We start from the raw sequence: 20250 nt of genomic DNA, 5'->3' as shown, positions 1-20250 counted from the left end.
CGCCATGAATTTGACTCCCACTGCGGCCATCGATAACGCCGCCCTCGTGCAACAGCTCATCACGATGAGTGAATCTCGCCATCTCGAGTTCAAGCGTGTCAGCGGCAAGATGGTGGGCAAGGCGCTGGAAACGGTTTGCGCTCTGGCGAACACTGACGGCGGCACACTGGTGCTGGGCGTGGCGGACCTGAAGGAGTTCAAGGGCGATGCCCGGTTGTTTGGTGTGGAAGAAAACCCCGAGGCCGTGGATGAACTGCGACGCAAGCTGCTGACAGAGTTTTCGCCCGCCATCAGCACGGTGCGTATGGTTGCGGTGTCGTGTCGTCTCCACAATGGCCCGGCCAAAGGGCAGAACGGCCATCTGTTGTTGGTGCATGTGGGTCGTAGCAGCCATGTGCACTCCATCTTGAACTGTGGCACCTTCACGCGCATGGAGGCTGGTAATCGGCCTATGAGTGCGGCGGAAAGTACCGAGCTGTCGTACCGGCGCGGGGCGCGAAGCGCGAGCAGCGAGCCCGTCGCGGTAGCCCTTGACAGGCTGCAAACCACGGCATGGAAGCGTTTTGCCGAGGCGCGCGGCCCGTTATCCGGTAGCTTTGCAGACCAGCTTTTGCGCATTGGTCTTGCTGAAGAGGTGGATGGCGTGGTTCAACCGAGGCGAGCTGCCGTGCTGTTGTTTGCGGACGAGCCAGGTAGTCTGCTGGCGGCTTTTGACAGCCGTGCCGATGTGCGTGTGATGGTGTACGACGGCAAACAGGTTTCGAGCGGAGCTACCCCCAACTTACGCAAGGCGGCCAAGACCATCCGTGGCCCGTTGATTGATCAGATCGATGCAGCGGTCAGGCTGGTGATGGATGAACTTGCGCAAGGGCTAACGCTGAGCAACAGCGGGTTCAAGACGCTTCATGCCTATCCCGAGCGGGCTGTGAAAGAGGCGATCGTGAATGCCGTCATTCACCGTGACTATCGGCTGAACCGCGATATCTTTGTTCGCATCTTTGACGACCGTGTCGAAGTGGAAAGTCCCGGCTTGCTGCCCGGCAACATCACGCCGGCCAATATCGCCCGGTCGGGGTCGAGGGCGCGCAATCCGTTGATAGCCAGCAACTTGCGCGAATTTCCCGTCGCACCGAACATCGATGCGGGGGAAGGCGTCCGGATGATGTTCTCTGAAATGGCATTGGCTGAGTTGTATCCGCCCCAGTACAAGCAGAACACCGAGACAGCCGTGGAGAGTGTGACCGTCACCCTCTTTAACTTAAAGAGGCCCACCGCCTGGGATGAGGTCAGTGACTGGATTGATCGCCACGGATCGATTGCCAACGCCGATGTCGTCCGAATTGCTGGGGTGGACACGCTAAAAGCATCGAAGCTATTGGCAGCCTGGCGTGAGCAAGGGCTTTTGATACCCGTACCAGGCCGTGCCAAGCGGAACATGGCGTACACCAAGCCGAACGGGGCCGGTGTTGAGTTGTCTTTGTTATCTGTGCTTGAAGATAACAACAACGGTGAGGATTAAAAATTCAATAAAAACAACGACTTATTCAATTTGTTGTTTTCTTTGGGGCGAATAAACGCCTCAAACGTCGATGTTGCCAGCCCGCAACGCGTTGGTCTCAATGAAATCCCGACGCGGCTCCACCTCATCCCCCATCAGCATGGTGAACACGCGATCGGCCTCGATGGCATCGTCGATCTGCACGCGCAGCAGGCGGCGCACGGCGGGGTCCATGGTGGTTTCCCACAGCTGCTCGGGGTTCATTTCGCCCAGGCCCTTGTAGCGCTGGCGGCTGGTGGTGCGTTCGGCTTCGCTGATGAGCCAGCGCATGGCCTGGCGGAAGTCGCTGACTTTTTCATCTTTGGCCTTTTCGCCTTCGCCGCGCATGACCTTGGCGCCCTCGCCCAGCAGGCCGCGGAAGGTGTCGGCAGCTTCCTGCAGGGCGGCGTAGTCGGCGCCGTGCACGAAGTCCTGCGTGAGGATGCTGCTCTTGATGTTGCCGTGGTGGCGGCGGCTGATGCGCAGGATGGGTTTGTCGCTGCGTGCGTCAAATTCGCCGGCCACCTCGGGCGGCACGCCGGTGGTGGAGAGTTCCGCCAACTTGGCCTGCATGGCCACGGCGCTGGCCTGGGCTTCTTCCAGGGTGTCGAGTTTGACGGCCACGCCGTCGGCAATGGCGCGCAGGGCTTCCTGGTCCATGAAGGCGGACAGGCGTGCAATCACGGCTTCGGCGGTCTGGTGCTTGCGTGCCAGTTCGGCCAGGGTGTCGCCTGCAAGCACCTGGGGGTTGGTGCCGCCGGTGTTCACGCTGGCGTCTTTCAGGGCGATGCGCAGCAGGTACTGGTCCAGGGCTGGGCCGTCTTTCAGGTACAGCTCTTCCTTGCCGCTCTTGACCTTGTACAGCGGCGGCTGGGCGATGTAGATGTGGCCGCGCTCCACCAAGTCGGGCATCTGGCGGTAGAAGAAGGTCAGCAGCAGCGTGCGGATGTGCGCGCCGTCCACGTCGGCGTCGGTCATGATGATGATGCGGTGGTAGCGCAGCTTGGCGACGTCGAAGTCGTCGCTGCCGCTCTTGCCGCTTTCCGCACTGGCCTTGCCAATGCCGGTGCCCAGCGCGGTGATGAGGGTGACGATTTCGTTGCTGGTGAGCAGCTTTTCGTAGCGCGCCTTTTCCACGTTCAGGATCTTGCCGCGCAGCGGCAGGATGGCCTGGAACTTGCGGTCGCGGCCCTGCTTGGCCGAGCCGCCTGCGGAGTCGCCCTCGACGATGTAGATTTCGCAGAGTTCAGGGTTCTTTTCCTGGCAGTCGGCCAGCTTGCCGGGCAGGCCGAAGCCGTCGAGCACGCCCTTGCGGCGCGTCATTTCGCGGGCCTTTCGCGCCGCCTCGCGGGCGCGGGCGGCGTCAATGATCTTGCCGCACAGAATCTTGGCGTCGTTGGGGCGCTCTTCCAGGTATTCGGCCAGGGACTTGGCCACGATGTCTTCCACCGGCGCGCGCACTTCGCTGGAGACGAGCTTGTCCTTGGTCTGGCTGCTGAACTTGGGCTCGGGCACCTTCACGCTCAGCACGCAGCACAGGCCTTCACGCATGTCGTCGCCGCTGACCTCGACCTTGGCCTTCTTGGCCAGTTCGTTGGTTTCGATGTACTTGCCGATCACGCGCGTCATGGCGGCGCGCAGGCCCGTGAGGTGGGTGCCGCCGTCGCGTTGCGGGATGTTGTTGGTGAAGCACAGCACCTGTTCGCTGTAGCCGTCGTTCCACTGCATGGCCACTTCCACGCCGATTTCGGTGCCGGGAATGCCGCCATAGCTGTCGGCCGGGCGGCTGCCCGTGGCGTGGAAGGCCGTGGGGTGCAGCACCTTCTTGTTGGCGTTGATGAACTGCACAAAGCCCATCACGCCGCCGCTGCCGGCAAAGTCGTCTTCGCGGCCGTCGCGTTCGTCCTTGAGGCGAATGCGCACGCCGTTGTTCAGGAAAGAGAGCTCGCGCAGGCGCTTGGCCAGGATCTCGTAGTGGAACTCGTGGTTCTGCTGGAAGATGTCGGTGTCGGGCAGAAAGTGCACCTCGGTGCCGCGCTTTTCGGTGGCGCCGGTCACCCGCATGGGCGAAACCTCGAAGCCGTCCACGGTGTCGAGCAGGCGGTTTTGCACAAAGCCGCGCGCAAATTCGATCTGGTGCACCTTGCCGTCGCGGCGCACGATCAGGCGCAGCCATTTGGAGAGGGCGTTGACGCAGCTCACGCCCACGCCGTGCAGGCCGCCCGAGACCTTGTAGCTGTTCTGGTTGAACTTGCCGCCCGCGTGCAGTTCGGTCAGTGCGATCTCGGCAGCCGAGCGCTTGGGCTCGTGCTTGTCGTCCATCTTCACGCCCGTGGGGATGCCGCGGCCGTTGTCGGTCACGCTGATGGAGTTGTCGGTGTGGATGGTCACAACGATGTCGTCGCAGTGCCCGGCCAGCGCTTCGTCGATGGAGTTGTCCACCACTTCAAACACGAGGTGGTGCAGGCCGGTGCCGTCCGACGTGTCGCCGATGTACATGCCGGGGCGCTTGCGCACAGCCTCCAGGCCTTCCAGGATCTGGATCGCGCCTTCGCCATAGCCCTCGCTGCCACCGGCCGCAGGCTGCTCGGCGCGGGGGGCGCCCTGGTCTTCAGGGGTGGGCGGTGTGTTCTCAGCGGTCATGGTCGGCTTGGGTCTGGGCAGGCCACAGGGGCCTGCGGTTTATATGCAAAATATGGTTCTAGCGCCCGTCTATAAAGCGCCGGTAGCTATAAAATTAATAGCAATCTGTGGTGTATTTGCGTATCAGATGCGCATGGGCATCACCACGTACTTGAAGTTCTGGCTGTCGGGCAGGGTGACGAGGGCCGAGCTGTTGCCGTCGGCCAGCGCGATCTGCACCATGTCCTGCTCCATGCTGGCCAGGGCGTCGATGAGGTAGCTCACATTGAAGCCGATCTCGATCGCGTCGCCCCCGTAGTCGATGTCCAGCTCGTCCACCGCCTCTTCCTGTTCGGCGTTGCTGCTGGCCACGCGCAGCAGGCCGGGCTCGAGGTTCAGGCGCACGCCCTTGAACTTGTCGGTGGTCATGATGGCGGTGCGCTGCAGGCTGGCCAGCAGCGCGGTGCGGCCCAGGGTCACGCTGTTGTGGTGGTTGCGTGGGATCACGCGGTTGTAGTCAGGGAACTTGCCCTCGACCAGCTTGGACACGAACTCCAGCGCGCCAAAGCAGAACTTGGCCTGGTTGTTGGCAAAGCGCATTTCCAGGGCGCCGTCGGCGTCGCTGAGCAGGCGCTGCAGTTCCAGCACGGTCTTGCGCGGCAGGATGACTTCCTGCTTGGGCACTTCCACGTCCAACTCGGCACTGGCAAAGGCCAGGCGGTGGCCGTCGGTGGCCACGAGCGAAAGCGTTTTGCCTTCGGCCACGAACAGGATGCCGTTGAGGTAGTAGCGGATGTCCTGCACCGCCATGGCAAACGCCACCTGGCCCAGCAGGTGCTTGAGCGTCTTTTGCGGCACGCTGAAGGCGGGGCCGAAGTTGGCGGCCTCCTGCACCAGCGGGAAGTCGGCGGCGGGCAGGGTCTGCAGCGTGAAACGGCTCTTGCCGCCCTTGAGGAGGAGCTTGTCCTGGCTCGATTCCAGGCTCACCGTCTGGTCGCCGGGCATGGTGCGCAGCACTTCGATGACCTTGCGTGCGTTCACCGTGGTGGTGAAGTCGCCCGTGTCGCCGCCCAGCTCGGCGGTGGTGCGGATCTGCACTTCCAGGTCGCTGGTGGTGAACTGCAGCGCATTGCCGGTCTTGCGGATCAGCACGTTGGCCAGGATGGGCAGCGTGTGGCGGCGCTCGACGATGCCAGCAACCGATTGCAGAACCGCGAGAACCTTGTCTTGTGTTGCCTTCAGGACGATCATGTCAACCTCTGGTGGTTAGGGGCTTGGTGTGTGGGCCAGCGGCAGGGTCTTGCCATCCGCCCGAAACACCATCTGCCATTTTGCCCTGTGCCGGGCCGCGTTTGGCTGCTGCGCTGCGCCACATGGCTCAGCCCTTGAGGGTCTGCTCCAGCACGTGCAGCTGCTGGTTCAGTTCGGTGAGCTGCTGGCGCTCGCCCGCAATCTTGCGCACCGCGTGCAGCACGGTGGTGTGGTCGCGCCCGCCGAACAGCTCGCCAATCTCGGGCAGGCTCTTTTGCGTCAGCTCCTTGGCCAGGTACATGGCAATCTGGCGCGGCCGGGCAATGCTGGCCGGGCGCTTCTTGCTGTACATGTCGGCGACCTTGATCTTGTAATAGTCGGCCACCGTCTTCTGGATGTTTTCCACACTGATCTGCCGGTTCTGGATGGACAGCAGGTCGCGCAGCGCCTCGCGCGCGAGTTGGATGGAGATGTCCTTCTGGTTGAAGCGGCTGTAGGCCAGGATCTTGCGCAGCGCGCCTTCCAGTTCGCGCACGTTGGAGCGCACGTTCTTGGCCACGAAGAAGGCGACCTCTTCGGGCATTTCGGCGCCTTCCGCGCGTGCCTTGTTGATCAGGATCGCCACGCGCATTTCCAGCTCGGGCGGCTCGATGGCCACGGTCAGGCCCGAATCGAAGCGCGACACCAGGCGCTCGTGGATGGCCGTCAGCCCCTTGGGGTAGGTGTCCGAGGTCATCACGATGTGGCTCTTCTTGGCCAGCAGCGCTTCGAAGGCGTTGAAGAACTCCTCTTGTGTACGGTCCTTGTTGGCAAAGAACTGCACATCGTCGATCAGCAGCAGATCCAGCGAATGGTAGCGGTGCTTGAATTCGTCAAAAGTCTTGCGCTGGTAGGCCTTAACCACATCCGAAACAAATTGTTCGGCGTGGATGTAGAGAACTTTGGCGTCGGGCCGGTCTTGCAGCAGCTTGTTGCCCACGGCGTGCACCAGGTGGGTCTTGCCCAGGCCGACGCCGCCGTAGATGAACAGCGGGTTGTACAAATGCCCCGGCATGCTGGCCACATGCATGGCGGCGGCGCGCGCCATGCGGTTGGCCGTTCCTTCAACCAAGGTGTCGAAGGTGAGCGCGGAATTGAGCCGACTGCGCAGCGGCTCGGCGGCGTTGTCCTCGGCGGGCGGGGCATCGGCCAGGGTGGGTGTGGTGGCAGAGGCTGCTTGCGCAGCCTGCGGTGCATGAGTTCTGGCAACAGTTTGACGCTGAGCGAGCGCTAACTCCAAGGTTACGGGCTGGCCGTAAATGGCTTCCAGCGCCGCAGCGATGCGCCCGGCGTACTGGGCACGAATCCAGTCCAGCGTGAAGCGGTTGGGCACCAGCAGCGTGACGCGCGAGAAGTCCTCGGCCACCTGGGCGGACAGCGGCCGGATCCAGGTATTGAACTGCTGGGTGGGGAGTTCTTGGGAGAGCTGCTCGGTGCAGGCCTGCCACAGCGCCTGCCCGGCTTCGTGTGGTGCGGGCTCGGAAGTCGGACGCGGGGGTTCCTCGGTCATTGCGGGAGTTCTTGTTGTGGATAGGAGGAACGTTGGAAGGCTGCGGATTGTAGCTTGTCAAAAAGTTATCCACAAATCGGTATCGACCCTGTGACGCCGTTCGGGCACAAGGATTTCCAAGGGTTTTTCGGTGTTGACCATTGCTTCACGAACCCAAGCCTGCGATAATCGCGGGTTTTTCCTGAACCCAATTTCAGGCAAAGCACTCCTGCGCGGCAGTCTTGCAGCCCTGGCACCCCAACGGCGCCTACGGATTGCAGAGGCCACATGGCCAGCACGCAGACCCGAACCCCAGAGGAAATCCCATGAAACGCACTTACCAGCCCTCCAAGACGCGCCGCGCCCGCACCCACGGTTTTCTGGTGCGCATGAAGACCCGCGGCGGCCGCGCCGTGATCAACGCTCGCCGCGCCAAGGGCCGCAAGCGCCTGGCCGTCTGAGGCCGGGCCATCCGGGCCTGTCCGCACCCTGGTTTGCATCGGCAACCACCGCAGGGGGCGACTTCCATGCAGCGGCTCAAGACCCGTCCGCAGTTCCAGGCCACGCTGGCTGGCGAGACGGTGGCCCGTACCGCTCACTTTGCGCTGCACCGCTTGGTGCTGCAGGCGCAGGATGTCGCTCGACCTCCTGAGGGCGCATCACAGCGCCATCCCCGGCCCCTGTTCGGGGTTCAGGACGTGTGGCTCGGCGCCATGGTGCCCAAGCGCTGGGCGCGCCGCGCCGTGACGCGCAATGCCATCAAGCGCCAGATCTTTGCCGTTGCAGCCCTGAATGCCACGCGCCTGCCTCCGGCAGCGCATGTGGTGCGCTTGCGCTCGGCCTTTGATCGCAAGCAGTTCGTCAGCGCCCGTTCCGAGGCGCTGTGCCAGGCGGTGCGTGCCGAGCTGCTGCAGCTCTTTGAGCGCTCCTCCCGCAAGGCGCTGCCTGAGGCGGCCTTGACAGGATCGGCCGCGCCATGATGCAACGCCTGCTCATCGGCTTGGTCAAGGCCTACCGGCTGCTGTTGAGCCCCTGGCTGGGTTCTGCCTGCCGTTTTGAGCCCACCTGCTCTGTGTATGCGCTGCAAGCGCTGGAGCGGCATGGCGCAGCGCGCGGAGCCTGGCTGACTGTTTGCCGCCTGGGGCGCTGCCATCCCTGGTGTGCGGGTGGGCATGACCCGGTGCCGCAGGAGGCGCCGCGCGCCACGCGACTGTTCTCCCGGCTGATGCCGCCCACAACCACCTCTTCCTCACCAAAGAAGTCTCCATGAACGACATCCGCCGCACCATCCTGTGGGTGATATTCGGTTTTTCCATGGTCCTGCTGTGGGACAAATGGCAATTGCACAACGGCAAAAGCGCGACCTTCTTCCCAGGGCCCGCACCCGTGACGGCAAAGGCCGATGCCGCTGCACCCGCCAGCACGCCAGCGGCGGATGCCTCGGTTCCTGTCTCCAGCGCCACCGCCCCTGCGGCATCGTCGGCGGTGCCTGCGTCTGGCGCACCGGCTGCACCGGCTGCGCCGCGCGAGCGCTTCGAAGTGGTCACCGATGTGTTGCGCCTGAGCTTCGATTCCGAGGGCGGATCGCTGGTGCGCGCAGAGTTGCTGAAGCATGCGGATCTGGTGGACGGCAAACAGAACTTTGTGCTGCTCGACGAAAGCCCGCAGCGCGTGTATGTGGCGCAGACGGGCCTGATCGGCGGTGCTGCCATGCCCAACCACAAGACACTGATGACCGCCCAGCCCGGCCCCCGGGCGCTGGTGGACGGTACGGACGAGCTGAGCGTGCGCTTTGAGTCGCCCGACCTCGGTGGCGTCAAGCTGGTCAAGACCTGGACCGTGCGGCGCGGCGCCTACGACATCGCGGTCAAGCATGAAGTCGTCAACACCGGCGCTGCCGCGGTCGAGCCCAAGCTCTATCTGCAACTGGTGCGCGATGGCAACAAGCCGGCGGGCGAGTCGTCCTTCTATTCCACCTTCACCGGCCCGGCGGTATTCACCCAGGACAAGAAGTACCAGAAGGTCGAGTTCAAGGACATTGAGGCCAACAAGGCCGACTTCCAGAAGGACAGCGACAACGGCTACGTGGCCATGGTGCAGCATTACTTTGCCTCGGCCTGGTTGCTGCCCGAGGGCGCCAAGCGCGAAATCTTCATGCGCAAGGTGGACGCCAACCTGTACTCGGTGGGCATGATCACCGCGCTGGACGCCATTGCTCCGGGCGCCAGCAAGACCCTGGATGCGCGCCTGTTTGCCGGTCCGCAGGTTGAAACCATGATGGAAAAGCTGGCCCCGGGCCTGGAGCTGGTCAAGGACTATGGTTGGTTGACCATCCTGTCCAAGCCGCTGTACTGGCTGCTCGACCAGTTGCACAAGCTGCTCGGCAACTGGGGCTGGGCCATCGTGGCCCTGGTGTTGCTGCTCAAGCTCGCGTTTTACTGGCTCAATGCCAAGGCCTACGCCAGCATGGCCAAGATGAAGGCCATCAACCCCAAGATCATGGAGATGCGCGAGCGTCTCAAGGACAAGCCGCAGCAGATGCAGCAGGAGATGATGCGCATCTACCGCGAGGAGAAGGTCAACCCCATGGGGGGGTGCTTCCCCATCATGGTTCAGATTCCGGTGTTCATTGCGCTCTACTGGGTGCTGCTGTCCAGCGTGGAAATGCGCAATGCCCCCTGGATCGGCTGGGTGCATGACCTGTCTGCTCCCGACCCGTTCTTCATTCTCCCTGTGCTGATGACCCTGAGCACGCTGCTGCAGACGGCCCTGAACCCCGCACCGCCGGACCCGATGCAGGCCAAGATGATGTGGATCATGCCGCTGATCTTCAGCGTGATGTTCTTCTTCTTCCCGGCAGGTCTGGTGCTGTACTGGCTGACGAACAACATCCTGTCCATCGTCCAGCAGTGGATCATCAACACCCGCATGGGCGTGCCGCCGCAGTTCAACCTGCCCAAGTTCAAGTGACCGCCTGAGCGGTTGCCCCTCCCACGAAGGCCGCGCGAGCGGCCTTCGTGCTTTCCGAAACCTGTACAGTCCCCTCCACCATGCTGCCGCGCCACCAAGACCCTATCGCCGCCATCGCCACCGCCCCTGGACGCGGGGCGGTGGGCATCGTGCGTGTGTCGGGCAAGGGGTTGGCATCGCTGGTCGAGGGGCTGTGCGGTCGTGCGCTGCGCGCGCGCGAGGCCACCTATCTGCCCTTTCGGGATGCGGTGGGCCAGCCCATAGACCAGGGATTGGCCTTGTACTTTCCGGCACCGCACTCCTACACCGGCGAGGATGTGCTGGAACTGCAGGCCCATGGCGGGCCAGTGGTGCTGCAGTTGTTGCTGGCGCGTTGCCTGGAGGCCGCGGCCGAAATCGACCCTGCCAGCGGCCAGCCGCGCCTGGCGGGCCTGCGCCTGGCCCGGCCGGGGGAGTTCACCGAGCGTGCCTTCCTCAACGACAAGATCGACCTGGCGCAGGCCGAGGCCATTGCCGACCTCATCGACGCCAGTACTGAGGCTGCGGCACGCAGTGCCAGCCGCTCGCTCAACGGTGCGTTCTCGCAGGAAATCCATGCCTTGCGCGATGCCCTGATCCACCTGCGCATGCTGGTTGAGGCCACGCTGGATTTTCCTGAAGAGGAAATCGACTTCCTGCGCAAGGCAGATGCGCGTGGACAGCTATCGAATTTGGAGCAAACCATGGCGCAGGTGCTGCAGCGCACCCGCCAGGGGGCCTTGCTGCGCGAGGGTATCAAGGTGGTCATTGCCGGTCAGCCCAATGCGGGCAAGAGCTCGCTGCTCAACGCCCTGGCGGGCGCCGAGCTGGCCATCGTCACCCCCATCGCCGGAACCACGCGCGACAAGGTGCAGCAAACCATACAGATCGAGGGCGTGCCACTGCACGTGATCGATACGGCCGGTCTGCGCGACAGTGCCGACGAGGTGGAGCGCATCGGCATCGCCCGGGCCTGGGATGCCATCGCGCAGGCCGATGCAGTGTTGTTTTTGCACGACCTGGTGCGCTGCGCCGATCCTGGCTACCAAGAGGCAGACGCAGTCATCGCCCAGACCATGGCGCAGCGCCTGCCGCCCTCGGTGCCGGTGGTCGATGTGTGGAACAAAAGCGATTGCGCAGGCGCTGCCAGTGTTCCCCTCAGCCAGGCCAACGTGGGTGTGCGTCTGTCTGCGCGTACAGGCGAGGGGCTGGAGCTTCTGCGCCAGCGCCTGCTGGAAATGGCAGGTTGGCAGGCGGCGCCCGAGGGGGTATGCATTGCCCGCGCTCGCCATGTGCAGGCGCTGCAACTGGCGCAGCATCACCTGGCGGAAGCGGCTGCGCAGCTCGATGCCAGCGGGCCTGCGCTGGATCTGCTCGCCGAAGAGCTGCGACTGGCGCAGAACGCAGTGAGCGACATCACGGGCGAATTCAGTTCCGACGATTTGTTGGGCGTCATTTTTTCCAGCTTCTGCATCGGAAAATGAAGGCCTGCGAAGTGTAAGCAGGGGTAAACGGTGCTTGTGCGCAAGCGCCAATACGGATAGCTTCGTTGGTCTATGAATGTCGCCACTACCACCCTGACCAAACAGGACGTCCAAGGGCTGATCAACGCCATCGTCCAGGCCACGGCGGAAGACAGCCTGAGCAACCCGCTCAAGCCTGAGCAATGGGAGCTCTTTTCCGCCTATCTCCAGCCCTGCCATCTGGCCCCAGGGCAACTGCTCATCAACCAGGGTGCCAACGACCGCACGCTGTACTTCGTGGAAAGCGGCAACCTCAGCGTTCACTATGAAGACGAGAAAGGCCGCTTGCGCATGGCGATCGTCAACCCCGGCTCCGTGGTCGGGGAAGGCGCCTTTTTCTCGCACCGCCCCCGCTGAGCCACCGTGCAGGCGGCAGCGGCCTGCAAGCTGTGGAACCTCACGCCACTGCGCTTTTCCGAACTGGGCAACCGCCAGCCTGCCATCGCCCTTGCCGTCGTGATGGCTGCCGGTGCTGTGCTGGCCAAGCGCCTGGGCAATCGCAAGCGGCGCGTCGCAACGACCTGACAGGCCTTAGCGCCATGGCGGGCAAGGGAAATCCCGGTTACTCATCACACAAGGACGACTCCGCATGCAGTTACACTCTTTGCGCGTTGCAACAAACGTTCTTGCCAGAAGCCCTTCGAGGAAGCCCGCCATGTCACTGTTCAGCTGGTTTTTGCCCAAAAAGGCGCCGGCCAAAGCCAAGCCGATGGAGCCTACGGGCTTGCTCAACGCCGACGCCACCGTTCCGCTGGTGCCTGGCCGTGATGGCCGGTCCACGCTTGAGGCCCCACCCCCCGACCATGCGGCGAACCGCAAGAACGAACGCATGGAGCGGCGCGAACTGCTCTATTCCGTGGTTCGCGACGCCATGGTGAAGGCGGCCGTGCTTTCGGCCAGCTACAAGTTCAAGGTGCTGTCGCTGGATCAGCGCGGTCGCCAGTTCCTGGTGATGATGGACATAGCCCGGGAATACGGTGGTGACACCACACGCCTGAGCGAGATCGAGGCACTGATTGCACAGACCGCCAAGGCGCGTTACGACATTGCGGTCAATGCAGTGTATTGGCGCCTCAACGACCATGTGGCCGTGGGCATGCCGCAGAAAGCACCGGTACCCCGGCCGCAGGCAGCCCCCGCTGCTGCCGCTGCGTCTGGCACCCCAGCGCCACGTACAGCCGCCACGCCGCCCCCGCAGCGCCCCGCGGGTCCGCGTTTCGATCCCATCGAAGCCGACGAAGTGGCCGCTTTCAAACAGGCCCTGGCCACGGCAGCGCGCCCTGCGGCGGCGGCCACCGGCGTGCCGGTGCGTTCTGGCCCCAGCCGCCCCGAGCCCCAGCGGCTGGACTTCGAGGACACGGAAATGCCCGATTCCCGTCCGCAAGGCCTCAGCGGAACACAGTACGGCGACTTGTGAGTCGGTGGGATGCCGGGCTCAATGCCCGGCAAAATTCACCAGGGTGAACAGCGCCAGACCGCCCTCGCGCAGGCGGTCTGAGCCGCCGAGTTCGGGCAAATCGACGATGGCAGCGCCTTCCATGACCTGCGCGCCCAGCTTTTCCAGCAATTTTTTGCCTGCCATCATGGTGCCGCCGGTGGCGATCAGGTCGTCAATCAGCAGCACCTTGTCGCCAGGGCGCACGGCATCGGTGTGCAACTCGACCGTTGCGCTGCCGTACTCCAGCTCGTAGGTTTCCTCCACCGTCGTGAAGGGCAGCTTGCCTTTCTTGCGGATGGGGACGAAGCCCACATTGAGTTCGTAGGCGACCACCGCGCCCAGGATAAAGCCGCGTGCATCCAGGCCAGCCACCACATCGGGGCGCAAGGCGGGGTCCATATAGCGGTGCACAAATGCGTCGATCAGCACTCGGAACACCTTGGGGTTCTGCAGCAGCGGTGTGATGTCCCTGAACTGCACGCCCGGTGCAGGCCAGTCGGGCACCGTGCGAATGTGTTCACGCAGGTAGTCTTGGATGCTGAAAGGGGTGGTCATAGAGCAAATAGCCGGGGCGGAACAGCCCCAATGGTGCAGACGGGCACAGTGTAAACAAATGGATACAGAAACACCGCACAGGAGCACTAGCGCCGCATAATGGTTGCGCATGCACCCCTCGGATCGAGCTGGTGCAGCCCCCCAGGTCTTGACATGCCTCCCACCATTTTGCTGCTCGACGAAGGTGGCGCCCTCCACGGCGCCCTGCGTGCCGCATCTGGCCAGGACGGGCTGCAGGGGCAGTGGTTGGTCGCAGCTTCCGTGGAAATCGCTCAGTCTTTGCTGGAGCAGCATGCGGTCGATGCGGTCGTGCTGCCCTGGGCGCTACGAAAGACCCTGCCTCAGTCCTTGCCCTCCGGCTGGCAGGGTGTCCCCCTGGTACTGCTGCTACCGCCAGATGGGGAAATCTCCCAGGCTCTGGGTCCGGTGCATGGGGTGCGGGACGGAGATACCGTAGCCCTGCTCCAGTGTCTGCGTGAACTGGGGTTGCTTCAGTCCCAGCATCAGGACGCGCAGATCCCGCACGAGGCACAACAGACCCTGCAACGCGTGGTGGACAGCATTTCGCAGGGGGTGGTGCTCATCGACGCCGATGGCCGTATCCGGGTGCACAACCATCGCATGCAGGAGTTGCTGGATTTGCCGAGTGCTTTGCTGGAGCATCAGCCCGCCATGGACGAGGTGCTGCAGTTCCAAAAAGACCGCGGCGATTTTGACGCGGCGTACATTGGCTGGGACGCCACATCACGGGAATACCTGGGCTCGTTCGTCAGCGGCCAGCCCCACCACACCCAGTCGCCGGAGGTGTACCTGCGGCGCACGGCGCAGGGTCGCTACCTGGAGGCCCGCACCCGCATGCTCCCCGGCGGAGGCTTGGTGCGTACCTACACCGACGTGACCGACTACCTCGCTGCCCAGGAAGCGCTGCGCCAGAGCGAGACGCGCTGGCGCAGTCTCACGCATCTGTCCTCCGACTGGTTTTGGGAGCAGGATGCCGAACTGCGCTTTGTGCGCCTGGAAGGCAGCGCGCGACAGAGTCTCGCGATGTCCTATGAGGACCACTACGGCCTGACACGCTGGGATCTGCCCGATGTCGTGGCGAGCGAAGCACAGTGGAGCGCGCACCGCGCCCTGCTGTACGCCCGCCAGCCGTTTCACGATTTCGAGGTCCAACGCCAGGCCCCGGACGGCACCACGGTCTGGGTCAGTGTGAGCGGCGAGCCAGTGTTCGATGACGCAGGGCGGTTCACTGGCTACATGGGTGTGGCGCGCAACATCACGCGCCAAAAGCAGGCCGAAGCTGAAATCCAGCGCTTGGCCTTTTATGACGAGCTCACCCACCTGCCCAACCGTCGCCTGCTGATCGAGCGCCTGGAGCAGGCGCTGGCCCAATGCGGGCGCAGCGCCAGCCATGGCGCGCTGCTGTACCTGGACCTGGATCACTTCAAGGACGTGAACGACACCCTGGGCCATGAATGGGGTGACGAGTTGTTGCGCCAAGCCGGTATCCGCCTGTGCCAGTGCGTTCGCACCACCGACACCGTGGCGCGGTTGGGGGGCGACGAGTTTGTCGTGGTGCTGCAAGGCCTGGATGCGCAGGCCGCAGAGGCAGCCATGCAGGCGGAGGCGGTGGCCCAGAAAATCCTGATGCAGCTCAATGTGCCCTACGCGCTCACAGGTGCCGAACTGCACTGCCCGCCCAGCATCGGTATTGCGTTGTTCCAGGACGCCCAGCTTTCGGTGCTGGAATTGCTGCAACGCGCCGACATGGCCATGTACCAGGCCAAGGCCCAGGGCCGCAACGCCATGAGCTTTTTCGACCCGGCGATGCAGGCCCAGGCGTCGGCGCGCGCTGCCCTGGAGGCCGATGTACGCCAGGGATTGGAGCGCATGGAGTTCTGCCTGCATTACCAGCCCGTGGTCGATGCGGCAGGCCAGGTGCAGGGTGCTGAAGCCTTGGTGCGCTGGATGCATCCGCAGCGGGGCATGGTGCCGCCGGGGGAATTCATCCCCTTGAGCGAACAGACCGGCCTCATCCACAGCCTGGGTCGCCTGGTGTTGCAGGCGGCCTGTGTGCAGCTCATGCGCTGGGCGGCAGATCCGGTGCGCTGCCACTGGACGCTGGCGGTCAACGTCAGTGCGCGTGAATTTCGCCACCCCGATTTCGTGGCGCAGGTGCTCGATATCCTGCAACAGACTGGTGCCGACGCCGGCTTGCTCAAGCTGGAGCTGACCGAGAGCCTGTTGCTGCAGGACGTGGAGGACTCCATTGCCAAGATGCAGGCCCTGCGCAAACAGGGCGTGGGCTTCTCCATCGATGACTTTGGCACGGGCTACTCGTCGCTGAGCTACCTCAAGCGCTTGCCACTGGACCAGCTCAAGATCGACCAGAGCTTTGTGCGCGATGTGTTGACCGATCCGAACGATGCCGCCATCGCCTGCACCGTCATTGCGTTGGGGCGCAGCCTGGGACTGGAGGTGGTGGCCGAGGGCGTCGAGACCCATGCGCAGCGCAAATTCCTGCTGCGCAACGGCTGCCAGCGTTTCCAGGGCTACCTCTTCGGTCGCCCGGGTCCCGCCGACACGCTGTGATCAGCCGCGCAGCAGGCGGTCCTCGGCCAGCGCCAGCGCGGCCGGATGGCCTGACAGCACGAGTGTGTCGCCCACGGCGAGCGCGATCTCGTCCAGCGGAGCGCTCATGCGCCCATTGCTGTGGCGCAGGTTCACCACCTTCACACCCATGGCATGCAATGCCAGTTGCCCCAGCGCCTGACCCACGGTGGCGGCACCCGGCGGCAGCGTGACCGTGGTCATGCGCTCCTGGTCTATTTCGTTGGCGGTGTCGTCGTCGGCCCCGTGGAAGTAGCCGCGCAGCAGGTTGTAGCGTGCGTCACGCTGGTCTTGCACCAGGCGTAGCACCCGGCGCATGGGCACACCCACCAGGGCCAGGGCATGGCTGGCCAGCATCAGTGAGCCTTCGATGGCCTCGGGCACCACCTCGGTCGCGCCCGCATTGCGCAGCTTGTCCAGGTGCAGGTCGTCCTGGGTGCGCACCACCACCGGTATTTGTGGTGCATGGGTGCGCGTGTTGGCCAGTACCTTGAGCGAGGATTGGATATCCAGGTAGGTCACCGCCACGGCGCGTGCGCGCACCAGGCCTGCCGCCATCAGCGCCTGCAGGCGCGAGGCGTCGCCATACACCACCGAATGCCCGGCGGCTGCCGCCTGGCGCACGCGGTCGGGGTCCAGGTCCAGTGCCATGTACGGAATGCCCTCGTGCTCCAGCATGCGTGCCAGGTTCTGTCCGCATCGGCCAAAGCCGCAGATCACCACATGGCCGCTGGTGCCGATGGATTTGCGTGCAATGGTGGTCATCTGCAGCGATTGCTGCAGCCAGTCGCTGGCCACCAACTTCATCACGATCCAGTTGCTGTACTGGATCAGGAAGGGCGTGGCCAGCATGGACAGCACCATGGCCGCCAGAATGGGGTTCAGCAGCGCCGGACGGATCAAGCCGCTTTGCTGCGTGAGCGACAGCAGCACAAAGCCGAACTCCCCGGCCTGCGCCAGGAAGAGGCCAGTGCGCAGCGCTACCCCGGTGGTGGCCCCCATGCTGCGCGCCAGCAGCAGGATGATGCCCAGCTTGAGCAGCAGCGGCGCCACCAGCAGCAGCAGCACCAGCGCCCATTGCTCTATGAGGATGTGCCAGTCAAGCATCATGCCGATGGTGATGAAGAACAGCCCCAGCAACACGTCATGGAAGGGGCGGATATCCGTGCCCACCTGGTGCCGGTACTCGGTTTCGGACACCAGCACTCCGGCGATGAAGGCGCCCAGCGCCAGGCTCAGCCCGGCCAGCTCGGTCAGCCAGGCCAGGCCCAGGGTGATGAGCAGCAGGTTCAGCATGAACAGCTCTTCGCTCTTGCGCCGCGCCACCTGCGTGAGCCACCAGCGCATGAACTTTTGCCCGCCCGTCAGCAGCAGCCCCACCAGCACCGTGGCCTTGACCAGCGCCAGGCCCAGCGCCAGGAGCAACTCGTCGGGCGAAGAGCCCAGCGCGGGCACCAGCACCAGCAGCGGCACCACCGCCAGATCCTGGAACAGCAGAATGCCCATGATCTGGCGCCCGTGTTCGCTCTCCAGCTCGGCGCGCTCGGCCAGGAGCTTGCCGACGATGGCCGTACTGCTCATGGCCATGGTGCCGGCCAGGGCCACGGCCGTCTGCCAACCCACGTCCCATACGCCGCCCAGCCAGCGTGCCAACACCAGCGTGCCGATCACCGCTGCCAGCATCGTGGCCGCCACCTGCAACAGACCCAGCCCGAACACTTGCTTGCGCATGGCGCGCAACTTGGGCAGGCTGAACTCCAGCCCGATGGCGAACATCAGGAACACCACACCGAACTCGCCTAGATGGCGCACGCTTTCGGAGTTCTGCGCCAACGCCAGGGCGTGCGGGCCAATCAGGATGCCCGCGGCCAGGTAGCCCAGCATGGGGGGCAGCTTGAGGCTGCGGCAGGCCACCACCCCCAGCACGGCAGCCAGCAGGTACAAGAGGGTGAGGGCGAGCGAAGACATCTCCCGATGCTATCCGACGTCGTCCGGTTTGATGAGGCGGCGGTCGATAGAATCCTGTCCATGCAAGCAGCGATCGGCGCGCAGCGCCCCTTCGACCCTGCCCAGGCGCTGCGCCTGGCGAGGGAAACCTTCGACATCGAGGCGGCCGCCCTGCAGGCGCTGGCCGGGCGTCTGGACAATCGCTTTGCCCAGGCGGTGCAATGCATGCTGCAGGTGCCCGGGCGGGTGGTGGTCATGGGCATGGGGAAAAGCGGCCATGTGGGGCGCAAGATTGCTGCCACCCTGGCCTCTACCGGCACGCCGGCATTCTTTGTGCACCCCGCCGAGGCCAGCCACGGTGACCTGGGCATGGTCACCCCTGGTGACGTGGTGCTGGCCTTGTCCAACAGCGGCGAGGTCAGCGAGCTCACGGCCATCCTGCCCGTGATCAAGCGCCTGGGCGTGCCGCTCATCGCCATGACCGGCGGGCTGGACTCCACCCTGGCCCGCCATGCCGATGTGGTGCTCGATTGCGCTGTGGAGCGCGAAGCCTGTCCGCACAACCTGGCGCCCACCACCAGCACCACGGCCCAGATGGCCATGGGTGACGCGCTGGCCGTGGCATTGCTGGATGCCCGCGGGTTCCGCCCCGAGGACTTTGCCCGCTCGCATCCGGGCGGCGCGCTGGGGCGCAAGCTGCTCACCCTGGTGGAAGACGTGATGCGCACCGGAACCCAGGTGCCCCGCGTGGCGCCCGATACCGTTTTCAGCGATCTCATGCGCGAAATGAGCGCCAAGGGCCTGGGCGCTGCCGCCGTGGTCGATGGCCAGGAGCGGCCGGTCGGCATCTTCACCGATGGTGATCTGCGCCGCCGCATTGAGGCTGGGGCCGACCTGCGCCAGGCCACGGCCGCCCAGGTCATGCATGCCGGGCCGCGCACCATTGCCGACCAGGCGCTTGCCGTGGACGCAGCCGAAATGATGGAAACGCACGGCATCACCAGCGTGCTTGTGGTCGATGGCGATGGGCGCCTGTCCGGCATCGTGCACATTGGCGACCTGATGCGTGCGAAGGTGATATGAACAACCCCGTTCTTCAGTTCCCACCCGAGCTGTTGCTGGCCGCGCAGGACGTGCGCGTGGCCTTTTTCGATGTCGATGGCGTGCTCACCGATGGCGGGCTCTATTTCAGCGAGGCGGGTGAGACGCTCAAGCGCTTTCACACCCTGGACGGCCATGGTATCAAGCTGCTGCAACAGGCGGGCATCGTTCCCGCCGTGGTGACAGGGCGCGACTCTGCCGCATTGCGCCTGCGCCTGCACGCGCTGGGCGTGGAGCATGCTGTGTACGGCACTGAAGACAAGCGCCCGGCGGCCGAGCAGATTCTTGCCACGCTGGGCTTGGGTTGGGCACAGGCCGCCGCCATGGGCGACGATTGGCCAGACCTGCCGATGATGCGGCACAGCGCCTTCGCCTGTGCGCCGGCCAATGCCCATGTGGAGGTCCGTGCCATGGCCCACCACGTGACCCAGGCACGGGGCGGTGACGGTGCCGTGCGCGAATTCTGCGACCTGCTGCTGGTGGCCAGTGGCCGTTATGCCCGGTTGCTGGACCATTACACCGCGCCATGACCCGTTTGCGCCAGGCCTGGGACAGGCTCTCGCTCTATTTGCCGGTGGTCCTCATGGGCCTGATGGCGCTGGGCACCTGGTGGCTGGTGCGCAATGCGCCCCAACCCCAGGAACTGCGGCCTGCCGCCGCACCGCGCCATGAGCCTGATTACCACATGAGCGGTTTGTCCGTGCGTAGCTTTGGCCCCGATGGGCGCTTGCAGACCGAGGTGCGGGGCGCGGTGGCGCGCCACTACCCCGATACCGATACGCTCGAAATCGACCAGGTTCGCATCCATTCGCAGGGCAAAGGCGACCGTGTGATCGTGGCCACGGCGGATCGGGCCCTCAGCAACGCCGACGGCACCGAAGTCCAGCTTCTGGGCAACGCTGTGGTGGTGCGCGAAGCTGCCGTGGTCAACGGCAAGGCCCAGCCGCGCCTGGAGTTCCGTGGCGACTTCCTGCACGCCTGGCCACAGGAGGAACGCGTGCGCTCGCACCTTCCCGTCACGCTGCTGCGCGGCAGCAAGGACCGCTTCACCGCAGACAGCCTGGAATACGACCACCTGGAGCAGGTGCTCCAGTTGCGCGGCCGGGTACGGGGTGTGCTTGGGCCCGCACGCTGAATGGACGTTCCGATT

General features: G+C 64.5%; 16 protein-coding genes and 1 pseudogene. 12 read left to right on the top strand and 5 right to left on the bottom strand.

Going from position 1 to position 20250, the window contains the following annotated elements; genetic code table 11:
* Positions 1–4: 4 nt before the first annotated feature.
* The gene (locus tag MJ602_RS01420; protein WP_243019094.1) at positions 5–1519 is read left to right on the top strand and encodes an ATP-binding protein; all 1515 of its coding nucleotides are present in this window, start codon (positions 5–7) and stop codon (positions 1517–1519) included.
* A 60-nt stretch (positions 1520–1579) separates the two neighbouring features.
* On the opposite strand, the gene gyrB is transcribed toward MJ602_RS01420, so the two are convergent.
* The 3 genes from gyrB to dnaA form a co-directional block, all read right to left on the bottom strand.
* Positions 1580–4180 carry a DNA topoisomerase (ATP-hydrolyzing) subunit B gene (gene gyrB / locus MJ602_RS01415; protein ID WP_243019093.1) on the bottom strand — a complete coding sequence of 867 codons (2601 nt, stop codon included), beginning with the start codon at positions 4178–4180 and terminating at the stop codon, positions 1580–1582.
* A 123-nt stretch (positions 4181–4303) separates the two neighbouring features.
* Complete coding sequence (gene dnaN, locus MJ602_RS01410; protein WP_243019092.1) at positions 4304–5410, bottom strand: DNA polymerase III subunit beta; 1107 nt, start codon at positions 5408–5410, stop codon at positions 4304–4306.
* Between the two features lie 127 nt (positions 5411–5537).
* The gene (gene dnaA, locus MJ602_RS01405; RefSeq protein ID WP_243019091.1) at positions 5538–6959 is read right to left on the bottom strand and encodes a chromosomal replication initiator protein DnaA; all 1422 of its coding nucleotides are present in this window, start codon (positions 6957–6959) and stop codon (positions 5538–5540) included.
* Positions 6960–7264: 305 nt separating this feature from the next.
* Between dnaA and rpmH the strand changes: the two genes are divergently transcribed.
* The 7 genes and pseudogenes from rpmH to MJ602_RS01370 all read left to right on the top strand — a co-directional run bounded on the left by rpmH (position 7265) and on the right by MJ602_RS01370 (position 12866).
* Entirely contained in the window at positions 7265–7399 is a 135-nt protein-coding gene (gene rpmH / locus MJ602_RS01400; RefSeq protein WP_005798102.1) for a 50S ribosomal protein L34, read from the top strand.
* 66 nt (positions 7400–7465) lie between these two features.
* Entirely contained in the window at positions 7466–7918 is a 453-nt protein-coding gene (locus MJ602_RS01395; protein WP_243019090.1) for a ribonuclease P protein component, read from the top strand.
* On the top strand, positions 7915–8208 hold the full coding sequence (yidD, locus tag MJ602_RS01390; protein WP_162017891.1) for a membrane protein insertion efficiency factor YidD: 294 nt from the start codon (positions 7915–7917) through the stop codon (positions 8206–8208). The genes MJ602_RS01395 and yidD overlap by 4 nt, the downstream gene beginning before the upstream one ends.
* Positions 8205–9908, top strand: a complete 1704-nt coding sequence (gene yidC / locus MJ602_RS01385; protein ID WP_162017892.1) for a membrane protein insertase YidC — start codon at positions 8205–8207, stop codon at positions 9906–9908. The genes yidD and yidC overlap by 4 nt, the downstream gene beginning before the upstream one ends.
* An 80-nt stretch (positions 9909–9988) precedes the next feature.
* Positions 9989–11410, top strand: a complete 1422-nt coding sequence (gene mnmE, locus MJ602_RS01380) for a tRNA uridine-5-carboxymethylaminomethyl(34) synthesis GTPase MnmE (protein ID WP_243019089.1) — start codon at positions 9989–9991, stop codon at positions 11408–11410.
* A 72-nt stretch (positions 11411–11482) separates the two neighbouring features.
* Positions 11483–11974, top strand: a pseudogene (locus tag MJ602_RS01375) (Crp/Fnr family transcriptional regulator).
* 130 nt (positions 11975–12104) lie between these two features.
* Positions 12105–12866 carry a hypothetical protein gene (locus tag MJ602_RS01370; RefSeq protein ID WP_243019088.1) on the top strand — a complete coding sequence of 254 codons (762 nt, stop codon included), beginning with the start codon at positions 12105–12107 and terminating at the stop codon, positions 12864–12866.
* 18 nt (positions 12867–12884) lie between these two features.
* Here the strand turns inward: MJ602_RS01370 and MJ602_RS01365 are convergent, their stop codons facing one another.
* Positions 12885–13442 carry an adenine phosphoribosyltransferase gene (locus tag MJ602_RS01365; protein ID WP_243019087.1) on the bottom strand — a complete coding sequence of 186 codons (558 nt, stop codon included), beginning with the start codon at positions 13440–13442 and terminating at the stop codon, positions 12885–12887.
* A gap of 153 nt (positions 13443–13595) precedes the next feature.
* Here MJ602_RS01365 and MJ602_RS01360 point away from each other — a divergent pair, with 153 nt between their 5' ends.
* The gene (locus MJ602_RS01360; protein WP_243019086.1) at positions 13596–16034 is read left to right on the top strand and encodes a putative bifunctional diguanylate cyclase/phosphodiesterase; all 2439 of its coding nucleotides are present in this window, start codon (positions 13596–13598) and stop codon (positions 16032–16034) included.
* Here MJ602_RS01360 and MJ602_RS01355 read toward each other — a convergent pair whose 3' ends face one another.
* Positions 16035–18020, bottom strand: a complete 1986-nt coding sequence (locus tag MJ602_RS01355) for a monovalent cation:proton antiporter family protein (protein ID WP_243019085.1) — start codon at positions 18018–18020, stop codon at positions 16035–16037. It lies immediately after the preceding gene.
* Positions 18021–18080: 60 nt separating this feature from the next.
* On the opposite strand from MJ602_RS01355, the gene MJ602_RS01350 reads away from it, so the two are divergent.
* From MJ602_RS01350 to lptC, 3 genes are read left to right on the top strand one after another with little or no spacing between them, the layout of a single operon-like run.
* A complete protein-coding gene (locus tag MJ602_RS01350) occupies positions 18081–19082 on the top strand; it encodes a KpsF/GutQ family sugar-phosphate isomerase (protein ID WP_243019084.1) in 1002 nt (333 codons plus the stop codon).
* On the top strand, positions 19079–19630 hold the full coding sequence (locus MJ602_RS01345; RefSeq protein WP_243019083.1) for a KdsC family phosphatase: 552 nt from the start codon (positions 19079–19081) through the stop codon (positions 19628–19630). The genes MJ602_RS01350 and MJ602_RS01345 overlap by 4 nt, the downstream gene beginning before the upstream one ends.
* Complete coding sequence (gene lptC, locus MJ602_RS01340) at positions 19627–20235, top strand: LPS export ABC transporter periplasmic protein LptC (protein WP_162017901.1); 609 nt, start codon at positions 19627–19629, stop codon at positions 20233–20235. The genes MJ602_RS01345 and lptC overlap by 4 nt, the downstream gene beginning before the upstream one ends.
* Positions 20236–20250: the final 15 nt, after the last annotated feature.

The sequence above is a fragment of the Simplicispira sedimenti genome (assembly GCF_022760965.1).
Taxonomy (GTDB): domain Bacteria; phylum Pseudomonadota; class Gammaproteobacteria; order Burkholderiales; family Burkholderiaceae_C; genus Simplicispira; species Simplicispira sedimenti.
The sequence above is the reverse complement of the archived record's forward strand: the minus strand, read 5'-3'. Positions and strand labels throughout refer to the sequence as shown.

Excerpts from the sequence above, each read along its gene's own strand:
- MJ602_RS01420 (WP_243019094.1), top strand. The coding sequence starts at position 5 with ATGAATTTGACTCCCACTGCGGCCATCGATAACGCCGCCCTCGTGCAA.
- gyrB (WP_243019093.1), bottom strand. The coding sequence starts at position 4,180 with ATGACCGCTGAGAACACACCGCCCACCCCTGAAGACCAGGGCGCCCCC.
- dnaN (WP_243019092.1), bottom strand. The coding sequence starts at position 5,410 with ATGATCGTCCTGAAGGCAACACAAGACAAGGTTCTCGCGGTTCTGCAA.
- dnaA (WP_243019091.1), bottom strand. The coding sequence starts at position 6,959 with ATGACCGAGGAACCCCCGCGTCCGACTTCCGAGCCCGCACCACACGAA.
- rpmH (WP_005798102.1), top strand. The coding sequence starts at position 7,265 with ATGAAACGCACTTACCAGCCCTCCAAGACGCGCCGCGCCCGCACCCAC.
- MJ602_RS01395 (WP_243019090.1), top strand. The coding sequence starts at position 7,466 with ATGCAGCGGCTCAAGACCCGTCCGCAGTTCCAGGCCACGCTGGCTGGC.
- yidD (WP_162017891.1), top strand. The coding sequence starts at position 7,915 with ATGATGCAACGCCTGCTCATCGGCTTGGTCAAGGCCTACCGGCTGCTG.
- yidC (WP_162017892.1), top strand. The coding sequence starts at position 8,205 with ATGAACGACATCCGCCGCACCATCCTGTGGGTGATATTCGGTTTTTCC.
- mnmE (WP_243019089.1), top strand. The coding sequence starts at position 9,989 with ATGCTGCCGCGCCACCAAGACCCTATCGCCGCCATCGCCACCGCCCCT.
- MJ602_RS01370 (WP_243019088.1), top strand. The coding sequence starts at position 12,105 with ATGTCACTGTTCAGCTGGTTTTTGCCCAAAAAGGCGCCGGCCAAAGCC.
- MJ602_RS01365 (WP_243019087.1), bottom strand. The coding sequence starts at position 13,442 with ATGACCACCCCTTTCAGCATCCAAGACTACCTGCGTGAACACATTCGC.
- MJ602_RS01360 (WP_243019086.1), top strand. The coding sequence starts at position 13,596 with ATGCCTCCCACCATTTTGCTGCTCGACGAAGGTGGCGCCCTCCACGGC.
- MJ602_RS01355 (WP_243019085.1), bottom strand. The coding sequence starts at position 18,020 with ATGTCTTCGCTCGCCCTCACCCTCTTGTACCTGCTGGCTGCCGTGCTG.
- MJ602_RS01350 (WP_243019084.1), top strand. The coding sequence starts at position 18,081 with ATGCAAGCAGCGATCGGCGCGCAGCGCCCCTTCGACCCTGCCCAGGCG.
- MJ602_RS01345 (WP_243019083.1), top strand. The coding sequence starts at position 19,079 with ATGAACAACCCCGTTCTTCAGTTCCCACCCGAGCTGTTGCTGGCCGCG.
- lptC (WP_162017901.1), top strand. The coding sequence starts at position 19,627 with ATGACCCGTTTGCGCCAGGCCTGGGACAGGCTCTCGCTCTATTTGCCG.